Source organism: Streptomyces sp. NBC_00996, from assembly GCF_045162675.1.
GTDB lineage: Bacteria > Actinomycetota > Actinomycetes > Streptomycetales > Streptomycetaceae > Streptomyces.
This window is the reverse complement of record NZ_CP108723.1, coordinates 7,277,398-7,294,262: the sequence shown is the minus strand read 5'-3', so window position 1 is coordinate 7,294,262 and position 16,865 is coordinate 7,277,398. Positions and strand designations below refer to the sequence as shown.

Annotated in this window: 16 protein-coding genes and 2 tRNA genes; 7 read left to right on the top strand and 11 right to left on the bottom strand. The window is 70.6% G+C overall.

Translation table 11 applies throughout. The annotated features are described in order from the left end of the window. Nucleotides 1–44 precede the first annotated feature (44 nt). From OG390_RS34300 to OG390_RS34275, 6 genes are all read right to left on the bottom strand, one after another. Complete coding sequence (locus OG390_RS34300; protein WP_406173210.1) at nucleotides 45–1,349, bottom strand: HD-GYP domain-containing protein; 1,305 nt, start codon at nucleotides 1,347–1,349, stop codon at nucleotides 45–47. Next, nucleotides 1,346–2,692, bottom strand: coding sequence for an HD-GYP domain-containing protein (locus tag OG390_RS34295; protein ID WP_406173209.1), 1,347 nt, complete (start codon nucleotides 2,690–2,692; stop codon nucleotides 1,346–1,348). Before OG390_RS34295 ends, OG390_RS34300 begins: the two co-directional genes overlap by 4 nt. A gap of 138 nt (nucleotides 2,693–2,830) precedes the next feature. Beyond that, on the bottom strand, nucleotides 2,831–3,133 hold the full coding sequence (gene rsrA, locus OG390_RS34290; protein ID WP_189189351.1) for a mycothiol system anti-sigma-R factor: 303 nt from the start codon (nucleotides 3,131–3,133) through the stop codon (nucleotides 2,831–2,833). Further along, entirely contained in the window at nucleotides 3,130–3,813 is a 684-nt protein-coding gene (gene sigR / locus OG390_RS34285; RefSeq protein ID WP_406178018.1) for an RNA polymerase sigma factor SigR, read from the bottom strand. The genes rsrA and sigR overlap by 4 nt, the downstream gene beginning before the upstream one ends. 254 nt (nucleotides 3,814–4,067) lie before the next feature. Further along, nucleotides 4,068–4,700, bottom strand: a complete 633-nt coding sequence (locus tag OG390_RS34280; RefSeq protein ID WP_406173208.1) for an alpha/beta family hydrolase — start codon at nucleotides 4,698–4,700, stop codon at nucleotides 4,068–4,070. Nucleotides 4,701–4,909: 209 nt separating this feature from the next. Next, nucleotides 4,910–5,725: an SOS response-associated peptidase gene (locus OG390_RS34275; RefSeq protein ID WP_406173207.1), complete on the bottom strand. Its 816-nt coding sequence runs from the start codon at nucleotides 5,723–5,725 to the stop codon at nucleotides 4,910–4,912. 50 nt (nucleotides 5,726–5,775) lie between these two features. Here OG390_RS34275 and OG390_RS34270 point away from each other — a divergent pair, with 50 nt between their 5' ends. The 4 genes from OG390_RS34270 (at nucleotide 5,776) to OG390_RS34255 (ending at nucleotide 9,493) form a co-directional block, all read left to right on the top strand. Further along, nucleotides 5,776–6,498: a M50 family metallopeptidase gene (locus OG390_RS34270; RefSeq protein ID WP_406173206.1), complete on the top strand. Its 723-nt coding sequence runs from the start codon at nucleotides 5,776–5,778 to the stop codon at nucleotides 6,496–6,498. Nucleotides 6,499–6,641: 143 nt separating this feature from the next. After that, nucleotides 6,642–7,982 carry a 3-phosphoshikimate 1-carboxyvinyltransferase gene (gene aroA, locus OG390_RS34265; RefSeq protein ID WP_406173205.1) on the top strand — a complete coding sequence of 447 codons (1,341 nt, stop codon included), beginning with the start codon at nucleotides 6,642–6,644 and terminating at the stop codon, nucleotides 7,980–7,982. Nucleotides 7,983–7,998: 16 nt separating this feature from the next. Then, a complete protein-coding gene (gene rsgA / locus OG390_RS34260) occupies nucleotides 7,999–9,009 on the top strand; it encodes a ribosome small subunit-dependent GTPase A (RefSeq protein WP_406173204.1) in 1,011 nt (336 codons plus the stop codon). A 160-nt stretch (nucleotides 9,010–9,169) separates the two neighbouring features. Beyond that, a complete protein-coding gene (locus tag OG390_RS34255) occupies nucleotides 9,170–9,493 on the top strand; it encodes a multidrug efflux SMR transporter (protein ID WP_189189358.1) in 324 nt (107 codons plus the stop codon). 111 nt (nucleotides 9,494–9,604) lie between these two features. Here OG390_RS34255 and OG390_RS34250 read toward each other — a convergent pair whose 3' ends face one another. Continuing rightward, nucleotides 9,605–10,219: a TetR/AcrR family transcriptional regulator gene (locus tag OG390_RS34250; protein ID WP_399087479.1), complete on the bottom strand. Its 615-nt coding sequence runs from the start codon at nucleotides 10,217–10,219 to the stop codon at nucleotides 9,605–9,607. Nucleotides 10,220–10,585: 366 nt separating this feature from the next. Between OG390_RS34250 and hisN the strand changes: the two genes are divergently transcribed. Together hisN and OG390_RS34240 are read left to right on the top strand one after the other, a co-directional pair. Further along, nucleotides 10,586–11,386, top strand: a complete 801-nt coding sequence (gene hisN / locus OG390_RS34245) for a histidinol-phosphatase (protein WP_399087477.1) — start codon at nucleotides 10,586–10,588, stop codon at nucleotides 11,384–11,386. Nucleotides 11,387–11,651: 265 nt separating this feature from the next. After that, nucleotides 11,652–12,044 (top strand): cyclic nucleotide-binding/CBS domain-containing protein, encoded by a 393-nt coding sequence (locus OG390_RS34240; protein WP_399087475.1) that lies wholly within the window; start codon nucleotides 11,652–11,654, stop codon nucleotides 12,042–12,044. A gap of 70 nt (nucleotides 12,045–12,114) precedes the next feature. Here the strand turns inward: OG390_RS34240 and OG390_RS34235 are convergent, their stop codons facing one another. Beyond that, nucleotides 12,115–13,584 carry a catalase gene (locus OG390_RS34235; RefSeq protein ID WP_406173203.1) on the bottom strand — a complete coding sequence of 490 codons (1,470 nt, stop codon included), beginning with the start codon at nucleotides 13,582–13,584 and terminating at the stop codon, nucleotides 12,115–12,117. A 124-nt stretch (nucleotides 13,585–13,708) separates the two neighbouring features. Here OG390_RS34235 and OG390_RS34230 point away from each other — a divergent pair, with 124 nt between their 5' ends. Beyond that, complete coding sequence (locus tag OG390_RS34230; RefSeq protein WP_189189362.1) at nucleotides 13,709–14,125, top strand: Fur family transcriptional regulator; 417 nt, start codon at nucleotides 13,709–13,711, stop codon at nucleotides 14,123–14,125. Between the two features lie 145 nt (nucleotides 14,126–14,270). Here the strand turns inward: OG390_RS34230 and OG390_RS34225 are convergent. The 3 genes from OG390_RS34225 to OG390_RS34215 all read right to left on the bottom strand — a co-directional run bounded on the left by OG390_RS34225 (nucleotide 14,271) and on the right by OG390_RS34215 (nucleotide 16,857). Continuing rightward, nucleotides 14,271–14,344 (bottom strand) — tRNA-Met (locus OG390_RS34225). 359 nt (nucleotides 14,345–14,703) lie between these two features. Continuing rightward, nucleotides 14,704–16,554, bottom strand: coding sequence for a sel1 repeat family protein (locus OG390_RS34220; RefSeq protein WP_406173202.1), 1,851 nt, complete (start codon nucleotides 16,552–16,554; stop codon nucleotides 14,704–14,706). Between the two features lie 229 nt (nucleotides 16,555–16,783). Beyond that, nucleotides 16,784–16,857: transfer RNA gene (locus OG390_RS34215), tRNA-Met, on the bottom strand. Nucleotides 16,858–16,865 lie beyond the last annotated feature (8 nt).

The following is a 16,865-nucleotide window of genomic DNA, read 5'->3' as shown; positions in this document are numbered from 1 at the left end:
GCATCCAACCACGTACCGTCGGACGGGCGCTCATTACCCATGGGTTACCCAGCCTGGGGCAGGGTCAGACCGCCCCTTGCCAGGACCCTGGCCAGCGACTCCACGACCTCCGGCTGATAGTCGCGGGCCGTGGCCAGACGCAGCTTCTCCAGGGCGGTCAGAGTCCCTCCCGGCCCTGCTTCCCTGGCCATCTCCTCGTATGCGTTCACGGCCCGTACGATCCGCGCGGTGACCGGCTGCTCCCGGTACGGGTCGGCCTGCCGCTCCACCACCACGGCGACCTCGGCATCCACCCCGGTCTGGCGTACGACGGCACCGCCGAGCAGAGCTATCCGCCGCTGCTCCTCTGCGGGCAGCACGGCAGTGGCCCCGGCGGGGACGGGATCGACGAGACTCAGCTGCCCGATGTCGTGCATGAGTGCCGCGTACTCCAGGACGGTCAGATCGGGCTCGGAAAGCCCCAGCTCGCGCCCGACCGCACTGCTGAGCGCGGCGACCCGCCGGGCATGACCGGCGGGGGTGTACCCGGCTATCTCGGTCGCCCGAGCGAGTGAGGCGATGGTCTGCCGGTAGGTGACCCGCACGCCCGCGTACCGCCCGAAGGACAGCTGGGTCAGCAACAGGGGCAGCGAGAAGACGGGCAGGGCCCAGAGCCCGACCACGGCGACCGTGAGCGACATCACGGCCCCGGTCGCGCACACGGCCGACCCGATACCGAGCACGGACCGCAGCTCGTCCCGCAGCAGCGGCCCGAACGGCCACCGGGTGCGCGAGTGCGCCATCGCCGCCGCGAGGACGGCGTCGCACAGCGCGGTGAGCACGAGCAGCGCGACCAGCAGCAGGGCGTACGCGGGGCCGCTCCACTCGTGCAATCTCCCCTGGGTGTACAGGGGTTGGAAGCAGACGGCGGCGAAACCGACGGTCAGTATGCGCCGGGTGAGGTGGTCGAGGGTCGGGCCCCGCCCACCCGCGACATGGGGCACGCACCCCAGGAGCGCGGCCGCGGTGACGACGGCGACGACCTGGGCCGCGCCGTGGTGCGTGGGTTGCCCGGCCTGCTCCCCCAGCAGGGCGTACGACAACGCCCCCGCGGCCCCGAGCGGAGCGGTCTCGCGCTCCTCGGTACCGCTCCAACGGGTGAGCTCGCCGAGGAGGATGAGGAGACCGAAGACGAGGGCGGTACCGCGTTCTTCCAGGCCGGTCCAGAGGGTGACGGCGAGGGAGAGGAGTGCGAGGGCGAGGGTGACGGCACGGACGAGGGTGAGGGCAAGGGGTTTGGGTGCCCTTCCAGCCGACCGGAAACCGGCGGAGCGGGTGGGGAAACTCGGCCGCGGAGCGGCGGTGCTCATGTCGGGTGCCCTTCCAGCCGACCGGAAACGGGCGGAGCGGGCGGACAGGCACCGTTGTCTGCGGTGACGGCGGGATGCCACCCCTGGCGGGAAAGGGCCCGCGCCAGTGCCCGCACCATCCCGGGGTCGAACTGCGCCCCCGCACACCGCTCCAGCTCCTCCAGCGCCGCGGGCACGGGCCGGGCCCGCCGGTAGGACCGAGTGGACGTCATCGCGTCGAACGCGTCGGCAACTGCCACCACCCGCGCGAACTCCGGAATCTGGCCCCCCACCAGCCCGTACGGATACCCGCTCCCGTCCAGCCGCTCATGGTGGTGCAGGATCGCCGACCGCGCCTCCCCGAGGAAGCCGATCCCCCGGACCATCTCGTGCCCGTACTCGGGATGCAGTTCGATGACCCGCCGCTCCTCGGGGGTGAGCGGCCCGTCCTTGCGCAACAGCCGGGTGGGAACGCCGAGTTTGCCCACGTCGTGCAGGATCCCGGCGAACCGCAGCACTTCGACCCGCTCGTCGTCCATCCCGAGTTCCCGCGCGATCATCATGGACGCCTGCCCGACCCGCTCGCTGTGGCCGCGGGTGTATCCGTCCTTGATGTCGACGGCCTGGACCAGCGCGCGAATGGTGGCCTGGTGGGCGGCACGCTCCCGGTGGTATTGCGCGAACACCCAGCAGGACACGTACATCGGCAACAGCACGAGCAGCGCGGCGACAGGCCCGTAGGGACTGCGCCACAGCACCGCCATCATCAGCCCCGCGAGTCCGTGCACGGCAACCGGGGCGAGAGAGCGCGCGAAGAGGCCGCGCCAGGCGCCCCGCACCGGCACCCGCTCGGCGAGCGCCAGGATCCCGCCGTCGAGGACGGTCAGCACAAGGCAGAACGTGAGCACCGCGGCCCCGGCGGGCACGAGCGCGTACGGAAAGTGGGGCTCGATCACCGCGTTCCGGCCGCCCAGCGCCCAGTGCACCCGGGAGGCCGCCCAGATCGCGACGGCGAGCTGGGCCGCGCGCCAGATCCGGCGCAGCCACCGCGGCCGCTGCTCGACCCGGGTGAGCAGGGCCCCCGGCAGCGCGACGAGCGCGGCGGCGGGCGGCGGGAGCAGAAAGGCCCCGGCCAGCAGCACGGGGAGGAAGGCGCCCATCCCTTTGGGGGCCTCATGGCCAGGGGCACCGGCGGCACGGGGACCACGGGGCAGCGGGATCCGCTCGCACCCGGCGTACAGCACGGCGAGCAGCGCGACGACCCACCACGGCCCATGGAGGACCGGCAGGGGGGCCAGGCAGACCAGGGCCCCCAGAACGACACAGGCCACGTAGACACGGGCCCACGCCGGAACCGACCCCATCCTCGTCCCCTCCCCGACTTCAGGCTCCGGAGCCTAGAGCGGCGGGGACACCGCGGGGACGCGTACAGCCGAATCCGCGGGCTCCAAGCCCGCGGATTAGCACGTTCGGGTGATAACCGGGCGATCTCCGTCAGGAGTTCAGGACTCCTGAGGCGTCGCCGTCACGTCGTGCTCGGGCACGACCTGTCCGGAGCGGATCAGATCGATGCGCCCCATGACCTTGGCCCGCAGATCGCTCGGCACGTCGTCATGACCGCAGCACCGCTTCACCAGCTTCTTCACCGCCTGCTCGAGGCCGTACTTCTCGAGGCACGGGGAGCACTCCTCGAAGTGCACCTCGAACTTGGTGCAGTCCGCGTCCGGCATCTCATGGTCGAGGAACTCGTAGAGATGGTCGAGTACCTCACTGCAATCCGTCTCGTGCGGCTCTCCGCAGCTCATGAGGCCGAGCCTTTCGCTTCGTTCGACTCCCCGGCGCCGGCCGGGACCAGCCCGCGGTCACGCGCGTAGTCCTCGAGCATGCCGCGCAGTTGACGGCGGCCCCGATGCAGCCGGGACATCACCGTACCGATGGGTGTCCCCATGATGTCCGCGATCTCCTTGTACGCAAAGCCCTCTACGTCCGCGAGATAGACGGCGATGCGGAATTCCTCGGGGATCGCCTGCAGCGCTTCCTTGACGTCCGAGTCGGGCAGGTGGTCGAGCGCCTGCGACTCGGCGGAGCGCAGACCGGTCGACATGTGCGACTCGGCACGCGCCAGCTGCCAGTCCTCGATCTCCTCCGCCGCGGAGCGCTGGGGTTCGCGCTGCTTCTTGCGGTACGAGTTGATGAAGGTGTTGGTCAGAATGCGGTACAGCCACGCCTTGAGGTTGGTTCCCTCACGGAACTGATGGAAGGACGCGTACGCCTTCGCGTACATCTCCTGCACCAGGTCCTCGGCATCGGCCGGGTTGCGCGTCATGCGCAGGGCGGCCGAGTACATCTGGTCGAGGAATTCGAGCGCGTCCCGCTCGAAGCGCGCGGTGCGCTCGGCGGACGACTCCGTGCTCGTGCCCTGGCCCTCGGGCTGCTCCGCCTGGCCGTGTTCGGTCCCTGCGTCGGTCCCAGTGACCGGACCCACCTCCTCCAGCGACGACGTGAGACCGAGACCGGTCCCACTGGAATCGGAGGATAGACGACGATCCGTACCCGCCGCCGCCCGAATAGGGGCGGTCTTCGCCGCGTGCAGCACCGTCCAGTCCAGGTCAGCACTGCTGCGACGGCTCGGGCAGATGGTCGAACCCATGCGGCGGACTTCCTCTCGTACGAACGGTCAGCACGCTCCGTGCTGTCTGATCCGCACAACAGATGTCCGCCACTCGACATTCCCGGGCGTTACACGAGTGACGCGATCCACTTCACGACACCGTCAGTGATGATCGTCAGCGCCTCGTCCTGCTCGATCGGCGCCCTCTTCGGAACGGCGAAGCCATGATCGCCGTACGGCACCTCGATCAGCTCGTACGCCCCCTTCGGGAACTCCTCCGGCTTCCCGAACGGGTCGTTGGCGCCCTGTACGACCAGTGTGGGCACCCCGGAGCCGAGCAGCTCGTCGGCACGTGACTTCTCGGGCTTGCCCGGCGGGTGCAACGGAAAGCTGAGCGCAAGCACGGCACGGGCTCCCAGCTCGACAGCCGTACGACAGGCAACCCGCGCCCCGGCACTCCGCCCGCCGGAGACCACGGGCAGCCCTGGACGCGTGAGCGCGGGCCACAGCCCCCGCCACCCGACATCCAGCGTCTTCGGCGCGGGCGCCACCTTCTTCCCGGCCACCCGCCAGGGCTGCTCGACCAGCGCGACACTCACCCCGTGACCGGGCGACACCCCGGCCAACGCCTGCAGATCCCGCGCCTCGATGCCACCACCCGCCCCATGACTGACGGCAAGCACCAGCCGCGCCTTCTCGGCAGGGTGCCAGGTGACACGGGCACTGCCCGCCTCGGTCTCAACCGTCTCACTGTGCGCCACGGAACCATCCTGTCACTGCCCTGACCGAGGGTGAGCTCCGCCAAAGCCGTCGCAGCTGTGGCACGCGTGCGCCGCAGCTGTGCCACACGTGCGCCGCAGCCGTCATCGCTGTGGGCAGGAGCGCCGCAAGGGGCGGCACGGGTGGGCACAGCGGCACCCGGCAAGCGCGCCCACGCCGACCTGCCTCAGCCCTGCCCCCGGGAGCTCTTTCAGAAGAGCGTCCCCTCCTCCGGCCCCTCCAGCTCCTTCAACAGCTCGGGCCCGTTGTTGCGCACATTGCTCACGGCCGTGGACACGGGATACGCCCGCATCAACCCCTCCGGAGGCGGAGCGAGCAGCGACCGCAGGTCGTCGACATCGGTCCGCGCCGGATCGAGCCAGGCGTCCCACCGATCCGGCGTGAGCATCAACGGCATCCGCGGATGGATGTCGGCCAGGGCCCGCGGCCCCTCGGCCGGAGCGACCGCGAGCGGCGAGCTCTCCGCCTCGGTCGTGATGACCGAACACGTCACCCACCACGCCTGCGGATGGTCATCGGGCAACGTCTTGTCGCGCCAGAACTCGTACAGCCCTGCCATCGCGAAGACAGAACCGTCCGCGGGAGTCACGAAGTACGGCTGCTTGCGGGGCCGCTTCTTCTTGCCCTCGACCTCCAGATCGCGCTCGGCGCCACTGGTGACCCACTCGTAGTAGCCGTCCGCGGGCACGATGCAGCGCCGGGCGGCGAAGGCTCGACGGTACGAGGGCTTCTCGTGCACCGTCTCCGCACGCGCGTTGATCATCCGGGCGCCGCCCTCGGGCGTCTTGGCCCAGGACGGGACGAGCCCCCACTTGAGCTTGCGCAGCTGGCGAACCGGCTTCGGGCTGTCCGCGTCCTTAAGGGGGCGGTCGAGGACGGCGTAGACCTCCTTGGTCGGGGCCACGTTGTAGTCGGGCGCCGGCGTCTCCTCGGGCTCCCACTTCTCGATCTCAAAGACTCCTGCGAGATCCTCGGGCCTACGACTCGCTGCATACCGTCCGCACATACGTGCCACACTGCCAGATTCCGCGTTACGAGAGGGAGCTCCCGCCGACAATGGACAGCACCGCATCCACCTCGCTGGCCGGCCTCTGGGACCAGATCTTCGGCAGCCAGCCGGACCCCGACCTGTGGGTGGTGATCGCCACGATGGTCGCCGCGCTGGCGGCGATCGTCCCGCACGGCGTCTGGCGCGTCTCCCGCAACGCCATCACCATCGCCCACGAGGGCGGCCACGGTCTGGTGGCCCTGCTCACCGGGCGCAGCCTCAGCGGCATACGACTGCACTCGGACACCAGCGGCCTCACCGTCAGCCGCGGCAAGCCCACCGGCGTCGGCATGATCCTCACCGCCGCCGCGGGCTACACCGCTCCCCCGCTGCTCGGCCTGGGCGGCGCTGCGCTGCTCGCCGCGGGCCACATCACCGCACTGCTGTGGCTGGCGACGGCCCTGCTCGTCGCGATGCTGGTGATGATCCGCAACGCGTACGGCGCGCTCACCCTGATCCTCACCGGCGGCACGTTCGTGGTGGTGTCCTGGCTCGCCGGGCCCCAGGTGCAGGCCGCGTTCGCGTACGCAGTGGTGTGGTTCCTGCTGCTCGGCGGGGTCCGCCCGGCCTTCGAACTCCAGGCGAAGCGGATGCGAGGCGGAGCGGGCGACTCGGACGCGGACCAGCTGTCACGCCTCACCCACGTCCCCGCGGGCCTGTGGCTGTTCCTGTTCCACGCGGTGTCACTGTGCTCACTGCTGGGCGGAGGCCGCTGGCTGCTCGAGGTCTGACAGCGCCCTGCCATGGGCGCGGGGCTGCGACATGTGCGGCTCCGCCTCGTGGGCGCGACCAGCCACAACGCACCCGCAGCCGACATACGACCCGCGTCGCCCGGCCAAACCCGGCGGAGCGAACCCCCATTAAAGTGGGGCGCATGACCGTGAACCCCGCCCACACCGCCCTCTGGCCCGCCCCGCACGCGAGCGGAGCCGTCGACGCGACGGTCCACGTGCCGGGGTCGAAGTCGGTCACCAATCGCGCCCTCGTGCTGGCGGCGCTGGCCTCCGAGCCGGGCTGGCTGCGCCGCCCACTGCGCTCCCGAGACACCCTGCTGATGGCGGGCGCCTTGCGCGCGATGGGCGTCGGCATCGAGGAGACGGTGGCGTCCAGCTCCACGGTCGCGGCCGGTCCGGACGCCTCCGGCGAGGCCTGGCGGATCATCCCCTCCGGCCTGCACGGCCCGGCCACGGTCGACGTCGGCAACGCGGGCACCGTGATGCGCTTCCTGCCCCCGGTCGCCGCGCTCGCCGACGGCCCCATCCGTTTCGACGGCGACCCGCGTTCGTACGAGCGCCCCCTGAACGGTGTGATCGACGCGCTGCGCCTGCTCGGCGCCCGGATCGACGACCACGGCCGCGGCGCACTGCCGCTGACCGTGCACGGCGGCGGCGCCCTGGACGGCGGCCCGGTCGAGATCGACGCGTCCTCGTCCTCCCAGTTCGTGAGTGCCCTCCTCCTCTCCGGCCCGCGCTTCAACCAGGGTGTGGAGGTCCGGCACATCGGCTCGACGCTCCCCTCCATGCCGCACATCCGGATGACGGTCGACATGCTGCGCGCGGTCGGCGCGCAGGTGGACACCCCGGAGTCGGGCGGCGAGCCCAACGTCTGGCGGGTCACGCCGGGCGCCCTGCTCGGCCGCGATCTGATCGTCGAGCCGGATCTCTCCAACGCGCAGCCGTTCCTGGCGGCGGCCCTGGTGACGGGCGGCAAGGTCGTCATCCCCGACTGGCCCGCACGCACCACCCAGCCCGGTGACAGGCTGCGGGAGATCTTCGCCGAAATGGGCGGTTCCTGCGAACTGACCGAGAGCGGCCTGGAGTTCACCGGTTCCGGCGCGATCCACGGCATCGACGTGGATCTGAGCGAGGTCGGCGAGCTGACCCCTGGCATCGCGGCGGTCGCCGCCCTCGCCGACTCCCCCTCGACCCTGCACGGGGTGGCCCACCTCCGCCTGCACGAGACGGACCGCCTGGCGGCGCTCACCAAGGAGATCAACGAGCTGGGCGGCGACGTCACCGAGACCGCCGACGGTCTGCACATCCGCCCGCTCCGGCTGCACGGCGGCGTCTTCCACACGTACGACGACCACCGCATGGCGACCGCCGGCGCGATCATCGGCCTGGCCGTGGAGGGCGTACAGATCGAGAACGTGGCGACAACGGCGAAGACCCTGCCGGACTTCCCGGACATGTGGACCGGAATGCTCGGGAACTGACGGGCGGACCGGGATCATGCGCCGTTACGGCAAGCACACCGACGAGGACGACATCCGCCAGCGCCCCAACCGCAAGGGCAACCGTCCACGTACGAACATCCGCCCCAAGCACGAGGAGGCGGTCGAGGGCATGGTCCTCACCGTCGACCGGGGCCGCCTGACCTGCCTGGTCGAGGACCGCGTCGTGATGGCGATGAAGGCCCGGGAGCTGGGTCGCAAGGCAGCCGTGGTCGGCGACCGGGTGGCCATCGTCGGCGACCTGTCCGGCGCCAAGGACACCCTCGCCCGCATCGTCCGCATCGAGCCGCGCACCTCCGTGCTGCGCCGCACGGCCGACGACGACGATCCCTACGAGCGCGTGGTCGTCGTCAACGCCGACCAACTCGCCATCGTCACCGCCCTCGCCGACCCCGAGCCGCGCCCCCGTCTGATCGACCGCTGCCTGGTCGCGGCGTACGCCGGCGGCCTCACCCCGCTCCTCGTCCTCACCAAGTCCGACCTGGCCTCACCCGACGAACTCCTGGAGCTGTACGGGGCGTTGGGCGTCCCCTATGTCGTGACCAGCCGGGAGGAGCTGGAGAGCGGCGAGGCGGTGGACCGGGTGCGCAAGCAGCTGGACGGCAAGATCACGGCGTTCGTCGGCCACTCGGGCGTGGGCAAGACGACCTTGGTCAACGCTCTGGTGTCCCTGGAGCGGCGGCGCAGCACAGGAGTCGTCAACGCGGTCACCGGGCGCGGTCGGCACACCACCACATCGGCGCGTGCGATCCCGCTGCCCGACGAGGCCGGCTGGGTCATCGACACCCCGGGCGTCCGCTCCTTCGGCCTGCACCACGTCGATCCGTCCCGGGTCATCCACGCCTTCCCCGACCTCGAACCCGGCACCGAGGGCTGCCCCCGCGCGTGCAGCCACGACGAGCCGGACTGCGCCCTCGACCAGTGGGTGGCGGACGGCCACGCGGACCCGCAGCGGCTCTACTCGCTGCGCAGGCTGCTCGCGACGCGCGAGCGGAAGGAAGGCGACTGATCGCCGTGCGACTGACCTCCGCGTTGTTTGCGTCGGCGGCCCGTCGGTAAGGGCTTAGCCGGTCGGTAAATGCATAATCGCCCCGAGCGACCCCGGAGAGGCCGCTGACCGGATCCAAGCCAGACGGAGCAGTCGACGTGCGGACGCGGGAGGACAGGACATGGCGTGGCTGCTGGTCGTTGTGGCGGGACTGCTCGAAACCGGCTTCGCCGTCTGTCTGAAACTCTCGCACGGCTTCACCAGACTCTGGCCGACCGTCGCGTTCTGCATCTTCGCGCTCGGCAGCTTCGGCCTGCTGACCCTCTCCCTGAAGAAGCTCGACGTCGGCCCGGCGTACGCGGTGTGGACCGGCATCGGCGCGGCCGGCACCGCGATCTACGGCATGATCTTCCTCGGCGACCTGGTCTCGACACTGAAGATCGTCTCGATCAGCTTCGTCATCATCGGAGTCATCGGCCTGCAGCTGTCGGGCTCCGCCCACTGACCCCGCGCTCCAGGCGCACGTCGCGGACGGCAGCACGCCTGCCGTCCGAGTCGGCGTCCGGTCCTGACCCGTCGCGCACCGAGGTCGTCGAGTCGGCTTCCGCCGAGTCGGTCAGACGCTCTGGACACCGAGCCGGTGGGCCGGGGGCAGCGCCGCCTTCACCAGGTCCGTGACCCCGCCCTCACCGGGCGGCGCGGCCACACACGACAAGGCGAGACGGACGACGAGCTCGCAGGAGCGTGCCAGCTCGGCCGCGTCCGCCCTGGAGCTGGACAGCGAGGCCACCGCACGGTCCCGGACCAGCGCCACGAAGTCGGCGGGCGAGGGCAGCGGCCCGTCGGCCCGCCGCTGCGCGGGCACGGCGGACGAGGAGGGTACGGCCGACAACGTCGGCGAGGGCAGCCGTTCGCTCCAACAACCCGTGAGCATCGCCCGCACAAGAGCGTTGCTCCGCGCGGCCGACGCGGTCCACTCGGCAGTCGCCACCAGCCGCTCCCGCGCGTCCGCATGAGCGCCGAGCGCCCGCTCGACCCCTGCGAGATACGCATCGGCCTCCCGCCGCACCAGGGCACGCGCGAGCCCCTCCTTGCTCCCGAACTCGTTGTAGAGCGTCTGACGTGACACCCCGGCCACGGCGGCCACATCGACCATCCGCACCGCGGACCACGCACGACGCGCGAGTGCCGTATAGGCGGCGTCCAAGAGGGATTCCCGCGCTGCAGGCATCATCGCCTCCCTGGGGCGAGCGAGTCTGCAGCTCAGATTTGACGCGCACAGAGGCACTGTCAAGGGTTCACGGCGGCCCGAAGGGGCGCACTCCGGCCATCGTGCGCGGTGCCTGTGATCGTCTCAGGCTGCGCGCAGTCGTGCCGTCAGGGGCGGCGCCCGTCCCGAAGAGAGTCGTCAGGGGCGGCGCCCGTCCCGAAGAACGCCGTCAAGGGCGGCGCCCGCCCCGAAGAGAGCGGCACCCGGCAAGCGCCGGTGGGCACACCCGCCCCAGACCGGCTCCGACTCCGGGCACCCCGCGTACGTGCCCATAGTGATCCCGAGGCCGTGTGGCCCTCTCCCGGAAGGGACAGATACGGTTCACCCATGCCCGACTATCGCGATGACCTGCGCCTCGCCCATGTCCTGGCGGACGCCGCCGACGCCGCGACGATGGACCGGTTCAAGGCGCTCGACCTGAAGGTCGAGACCAAGCCGGACATGACGCCGGTGAGCGAGGCGGACAAGGCCGCCGAGGAGCTCATCCGCGGCCAGCTCCAGCGGGCGAGGCCACGCGACGCGATCCTCGGCGAGGAGTACGGCATCGAGGGCACGGGCCCGCGCCGCTGGGTCGTCGACCCGATCGACGGCACCAAGAACTACGTACGCGGCGTCCCCGTCTGGGCCACGCTGATCTCCCTGATGGAGGCGGGCGAGGGCGGCTACCAGCCGGTCGTCGGCGTCGTCTCCGCCCCCGCGCTCGGGCGCCGCTGGTGGGCCGCGAAGGGCCACGGCGCGTTCACCGGCCGCAGCCTCTCCTCCGCGTCCCGGCTGCACGTCTCCCACGTCTCGCGCATGGCCGACGCCTCGTTCGCGTACTCGTCGCTGAGCGGCTGGGAGGACCAGGGCCGCCTCGACGGCTTCCTGGACCTCACGAAGGCCGTCTGGCGCACCCGCGGATACGGTGACTTCTGGCCGTACATGATGGTCGCCGAAGGCTCGGTCGACATCTGCGCGGAGCCCGAGCTGTCCCTCTGGGACATGGCGGCGAACGCGATCGTGGTGACCGAGGCGGGCGGCTCCTTCACCGGGCTGGACGGCCGCCCGGGCCCGCACAGCGGCAACGCGGCCGCGTCGAACGGCATCCTCCACGACGAGATGCTGGGGTATCTGAACCAGCGATACTGAGCGGGGTTCACAGTGAGCGAGGTTCACAGCTGAGCCTTCTTCACAGTGAGCAGGGTTCCGCACCGATGGAAAAATGCACCACCGAGCGGGGCTCCTGAGCAACCCCACCTGAGCTGGGACTACCGAGTAACCCCCGGGCGCCCCCGAACTCACCGCACGCGCCCCCTTGTTGACCCTCCCTTTAACTGCGACTCTGAGAGTCCCCCCACTTGTGAACTTGTGAATCGCTTCTCTTGGCGCTTCACCAAGGAGGTGGCTCCAGCCCATGCTCGTCCGCGACGCCATGAGCACGGTGGTTCTGACCATCGGCCCGGCACATACCCTCCGTCAGGCGGCCCGACTGATGTCCGCACGCCACGTCGGCGCGGCCGTAGTCCTCGACGAGGACTCGTCCGGCCTCGGCATCCTCACCGAGCGCGACATCCTCAACTCCCTCGCCCTCGGTCAGAACCCGGACACGGAGACCGCAGGCACCCACACCACCACCGACGTCGTCTTCGCCGCACCCGCCTGGACCCTGGAGGAGGCCGCGACCGCGATGTCCCACGGCGGCTTCCGTCACCTGATCGTGCTCGACTCGACCGGCCCGGTCGGCATCGTCTCGGTCCGCGACATCATCCGCTGCTGGGCACCGACGCGACAGCACGTACCTGCCTGAGCATGCGAGCGGGCCGGAATCCCGAAGGAATCCGGCCCGCCACCCACGACAAGCGTCCCAGTACTGGTCGTCAGCCGCGCAGGGCCTGGACCGCGGCTGCCAGCCGCTTGCCGAAGTCGCCGTCCGCCCGGCGGAAGTTGTCGATCGCGCGCTCGGCGATGTCGTCACGGGAGACCTTGGCGATGAAGCCCGCCAGATTCTCGATCAGACGGCCCTTCTCGTCCTCGGACATCAGGCGGTAGAGGTTGCCCGCCTGCACGAAGTCGTCGTCCTCGACGTGGACCGGAGCCGCGGTGTCGCCGGTCACGCCGGTGACCGGGATCGGCTGCCACAGCGGACGATCCGTCTGGAACGGGCCGCCGAAGCTGTTCGGCTCGTAGTTCTTCGCACCCTTGTGGCGTCCGTCGTACAGGAAGCCGTCACGGGAGTTGGTGCGCGCCTGAGTGGCGTGCGGGCGGTTCACCGGCAGGTGGTCGGCGTTGATGCCGACGCGGTAGCGGTGCGCGTCGCCGTACGCGAAGAGGCGGCCCTGGAGCATCTTGTCCGGGGAGGGACCGATACCCGGCACGAAGTGCGCGGGGCTGAAGATCGACTGCTCGACCTCGGCGAAGATGTTCTCCGGGTTGCGGTTGAGCTCCAGCTTGCCGATCTCGATCGGCGGGTAGTCCTCGTGCGGCAACACCTTGGTCAGGTCGAACGGGTTGAAGCGGTACGTCGCCGCGTCCGCCGCAGGCATGATCTGCACCTGCACGGTCCAGGACGGGAACTCGCCGCGCTCGATGGCCTCACGCAGGTCGCGCTGGTGTGAGTCGGGGTGCTCACCGGCGAGCTTGTTGGCCTCGGCCTGGGTGAGGTTCTTGATGCCCTGGTCGGTCTTGAAGTGGTACTTGACCCAGAAGACCTCGTCGGCCTCGTTGTTCCACTGGAAGGTGTGCGAGCCGTAGCCGTTCATGTGGCGGTACGAGGCCGGGATGCCGCGGTCGCCGAACAGCCAGGTCACCTGGTGGGTGGACTCGGGCGACAGGCCCCAGAAGTCCCAGACGTTGTCGGCCTCCTGCGAGCCCGTGTACGGGTCACGCTTCTGGGTGTGGATGAAGTCGGGGAACTTGATGGCGTCCTTGATGAAGAACACCGGGGTGTTGTTGCCTACGAGGTCGTAGTTGCCCTCTTCGGTGTAGAACTTCAGCGCCCAGCCACGGGGGTCACGGACCGCGTCCGCGGCACCGAGGTTGCCGGCCACGGTCGAGAAGCGCAGGAACGTCTCGGTCTGCTTGCCGACCTCGGAGAGGAACTCGGCGCGCGTGTACCGGGTGACATCGGCGGTGACCGTGAAGGTGCCATAGGCGCCGGCGCCACGGGCGTGCACGACACGCTCCGGGATGCGCTCACGGTTGAAGTGCGCGAGCTTCTCCAGCAGCAGCTGGTCCTGAACGAGGACGGGCCCGCCGACGCCCGCGGTCTCGCTGTTCTGGTTGTCGGCCACCGGCGCGCCGGCCTCCGTCGTAAGCGGTCCCTGCGTCACGTGCGCCTCCTGCGTCATTCCAGCCATTCCTGTCCCTTGGCCAATGCTGGCCTCGATCCTACAATGGACATTGTCTAAGTCAAGTCCAGCTCCAAAGTCACACCCGTTCGGGATCTGGTCCTCTTGCTGTTAGGCTGTCCATATGAGTGACCTGTTGGAACGGCTGCGCGGACGCGGATGGCGAATGACCGCGCAGCGACGTGTCGTGGCCGAGGTCCTCGACGGCGATCACGTCCACCTGACGGCCGACGAGGTACATGCGCGTGCCGTCGCCAAACTGCCCGAGATCTCCCGGGCGACCGTCTACAACACGTTGGGTGAGCTGGTCTCACTCGGCGAGGTGCTGGAAGTCGCCACCGACAAGCGCGCCAAGCGGTACGACCCGAACGCGCACCGTCCGCACCACCACTTGGTCTGCGCCCAGTGCGGCGCCATCCGCGACGTCCACCCGACCGGCAACCCGCTCGCCGACCTCCCGGCCTCGGAGCGCTTCGGCTTCACGGTCTCGGACGTCGAGGTGACGTACCGAGGCGTCTGCCCGAACTGCGCGGCAGGCTGAGACCCGCCTCCTTGCACGAAAGCCCCGGCACGCGCTGCGTGCCGGGGCTTTCCGCTGTTCGCCGTCCATAGCGGCACCTGTGCGCCACCGGCCATGAACACACCGAGGGCCGGAACCCTGTCGGATTCCGGCCCTCGGCCTTCAGTAGCGGGGACAGGATTTGAACCTGCGACCTCTGGGTTATGAGCCCAGCGAGCTACCGAGCTGCTCCACCCCGCGTCGATGAACTGAACAGTACGTCAACTGTGTGGACCAGCGCAAATCCCTTGATCGAGCGCTCCAGGGGGCAGCCTTCAGCTCCGGCCGGCGATCGCGCTTCAGCCCGTCCGGCCTTTCGAGGACTGGGCCGTCAAGGCCGAAGCGGGGGTCTGGGGCGGCAGCCCCCAGGGGCCGAGACGGGCAGGGGCGGAGGGGGCGAAACCCCAGGGGCCGAGACGGACGAGGGCGGAGGGGACGAAACCCCAGGGGCCGAGACGGACGAGGGCGGAGGGGACGAAACCCCAGGGGCCGGGACAGACGAGGGCGGAGGGGGCGAAACCGGCATGGACACCAGCCCCACCGCACCCCCAGCCCAACCGTCACGCGGACAACTCCTCCCGCAGCGCATCCCGCAACCGAGCCGCCCGCTCGGACACCTCCGCCGGCCCAAGAGAAACGGCACGGTCGGCCCACCGCTGCCCCTCGGCAAGCTCCCCCCGCCGCGCGTAGACGAGCGCCAGCCGAAGCGCGGCCCGCCCGTGCCCCGCGTCAGCGGCCCGCGTCCACCACAACGCGGCCTCCGGCTCACTCCCCTCCCGAACCAGCAGCAGCCCAAGATTGAACGCCCCGTTCCGAGACCCGGCCTCGGCAGCCTCGCGGTACCACCGGGCCGCCTCGACCACATCGCCCCGCGCGGCGGCCAGCATCCCGACCCGCACCTGCGCCCGCCGATGCCCCTGGGACGCCGCCCGTTCGTACCACTCCTCGCACTCGCTCTTCTCCTGAGCGGGCTCACCCAGCTCATGAGCGGGCGTCGGCGGCCGACGTGCGTCGAGCACGGCGGCAAGCCGGTACGCGGCCTCAGCGCTACCGCCCCCCGCCGCACCCCGCAGATGCCGTTCAGCGGCCCGTTCGTCCCCCTCACGGAGCCTCGCGATGGCGACCTGGAGTGCGGCTTCGGTGTGCCCGGCGGCGGCAGCCCGCTCGTACCAGCGCAGCGCGGCCGCGTCGTCGTCCTCGGTCCCCCGCCCGGCATGCAGAATCCCCAGGTTGAACGCGGCGTCCACGCTCCCGGCCTCGGCGGCCTTGGAGAACCAGGGCTCGGCCCCGGCCGCATCGCCGACCTGCAGCAACAGGATCGCCAAGGCATTCGCGGCCTCGCGATGACCGGCGTATGCGGCCCGCCGGTACCACTGCTCGGCCTGCGCGGTCCGCCCCTGCTCGGCGCAGAGCAGCCCGAGGTTGTACGCCCCGTTCACATCGCCCGCGTCCATCGCGGCCCGGTACCAGCGCTCGGCGGTCTGCGTCTCACCGCGCTCGGCGTGCAGCGCGCCCAGGGCGTTCGCCGCGTTCCCGTCCCCGTCCTGCGCGGCGCGCAGCCACCAGACGGCGGCGCTCTCCGTGTCCCCCGCGTCCCGCAGCAGGAACCCGAGCGCGCAAGCGGCCCGCGCCTCGCCGTCCTTGGCGGACGTCAGATACCAGCGCCCTGCCTCCTTGAGGTCGCCCCGCTTCTCCAGAATCGCCCCGAGGTGCAGCGCGGCCCGCCGGTGCCCGCGCGCGGCGGCCTGCCGGTACCACTGCTCGGCCTCTTCACCCGCCGCGCCGATGACACCGTTGTCAGTTCCGGCCTGGCCTGCGTCCGCGGCCTTGCGATCAAGCGTCCGCGCCAGCCGGTAGGCAGCCTCGCGGTGCCCGCGCTCGGCGGCGGCCCGCATCCACTGCTCGGCGCCGACGTCACTGCGGTGCTCCAGCAGATCGGCGAGCGCGTACGCGCCGAGGGCGTGCCCCTGCTCCGCGGACTGGCGCAGCCAGTACTCGGCGGCGGGCTCGTCGCCGCGCTCCCGGTGGTGCCGCCCGAGCGCGTGCGCGGCGGCCGCGGAACCCGCGACGGCGGCGATCCGCCACCATCCGGCGGCCTCGTCGGCGTAACCGCGCTGGTGCAGGAGGACACCCAGATTGTTGGCGGCGGCGCGGTCCCCGGCGGCGGTGGCAGCGCGCAGCTGAGGCTCGGCTCCGTCGAGATCACCACGGCGCAGCAGCATGGCCCCGAGGACGCTCATCGCCTCGACGTCGCCGGCTTCAGCGGCGAGCCGCTGGCGCGCTTCCTCGACAGCCTCGCCGGTTTCGTCCCGGTCGGAAGGCTGCGTGACATCCACAGACTGCGCAAAGTCGGCAGGCTGCGCAAACCGCCCTGTATCCAACAGAGTTGCCTTGTCCCCCATAACGTCCATCGTCGCACCACCTGCAACCTGGGTACACCTGGTATACCGCAGCCAGTGAGGTCACTTCAGCGTTTTGTCGACATGCCCACAGAGAGACAAGTCAAACACAGATTTCCCAACTCCCCCCGCATGGCGCAGCACTTCACGCAAGTCGCCAGGTCACCACGTGCGTCTCGGCGTGGCGCGGCACACGTCGAAGGCCCGGATCCATGATCAGGATCCGGGCCTTCGACTTCAGTAGCGGGGACAGGATTTGAACCTGCGACCTCTGGGTTATGAGCCCAGCGAGCTACCGAGCTGCTCCACCCCGCGCCGTTGTG

Coding starts and splice junctions, on each gene's coding strand:
- OG390_RS34300 (WP_406173210.1), bottom strand. CDS start 1,349: ATGAGCACCGCCGCTCCGCGGCCGAGTTTCCCCACCCGCTCCGCCGGT.
- OG390_RS34295 (WP_406173209.1), bottom strand. CDS start 2,692: ATGGGGTCGGTTCCGGCGTGGGCCCGTGTCTACGTGGCCTGTGTCGTT.
- rsrA (WP_189189351.1), bottom strand. CDS start 3,133: ATGAGCTGCGGAGAGCCGCACGAGACGGATTGCAGTGAGGTACTCGAC.
- OG390_RS34275 (WP_406173207.1), bottom strand. CDS start 5,725: ATGTGCGGACGGTATGCAGCGAGTCGTAGGCCCGAGGATCTCGCAGGA.
- OG390_RS34270 (WP_406173206.1), top strand. CDS start 5,776: ATGGACAGCACCGCATCCACCTCGCTGGCCGGCCTCTGGGACCAGATC.
- aroA (WP_406173205.1), top strand. CDS start 6,642: ATGACCGTGAACCCCGCCCACACCGCCCTCTGGCCCGCCCCGCACGCG.
- rsgA (WP_406173204.1), top strand. CDS start 7,999: ATGCGCCGTTACGGCAAGCACACCGACGAGGACGACATCCGCCAGCGC.
- OG390_RS34255 (WP_189189358.1), top strand. CDS start 9,170: ATGGCGTGGCTGCTGGTCGTTGTGGCGGGACTGCTCGAAACCGGCTTC.
- OG390_RS34250 (WP_399087479.1), bottom strand. CDS start 10,219: ATGCCTGCAGCGCGGGAATCCCTCTTGGACGCCGCCTATACGGCACTC.
- hisN (WP_399087477.1), top strand. CDS start 10,586: ATGCCCGACTATCGCGATGACCTGCGCCTCGCCCATGTCCTGGCGGAC.
- OG390_RS34240 (WP_399087475.1), top strand. CDS start 11,652: ATGCTCGTCCGCGACGCCATGAGCACGGTGGTTCTGACCATCGGCCCG.
- OG390_RS34235 (WP_406173203.1), bottom strand. CDS start 13,584: ATGACGCAGGAGGCGCACGTGACGCAGGGACCGCTTACGACGGAGGCC.
- OG390_RS34230 (WP_189189362.1), top strand. CDS start 13,709: ATGAGTGACCTGTTGGAACGGCTGCGCGGACGCGGATGGCGAATGACC.
- OG390_RS34220 (WP_406173202.1), bottom strand. CDS start 16,554: ATGGACGTTATGGGGGACAAGGCAACTCTGTTGGATACAGGGCGGTTT.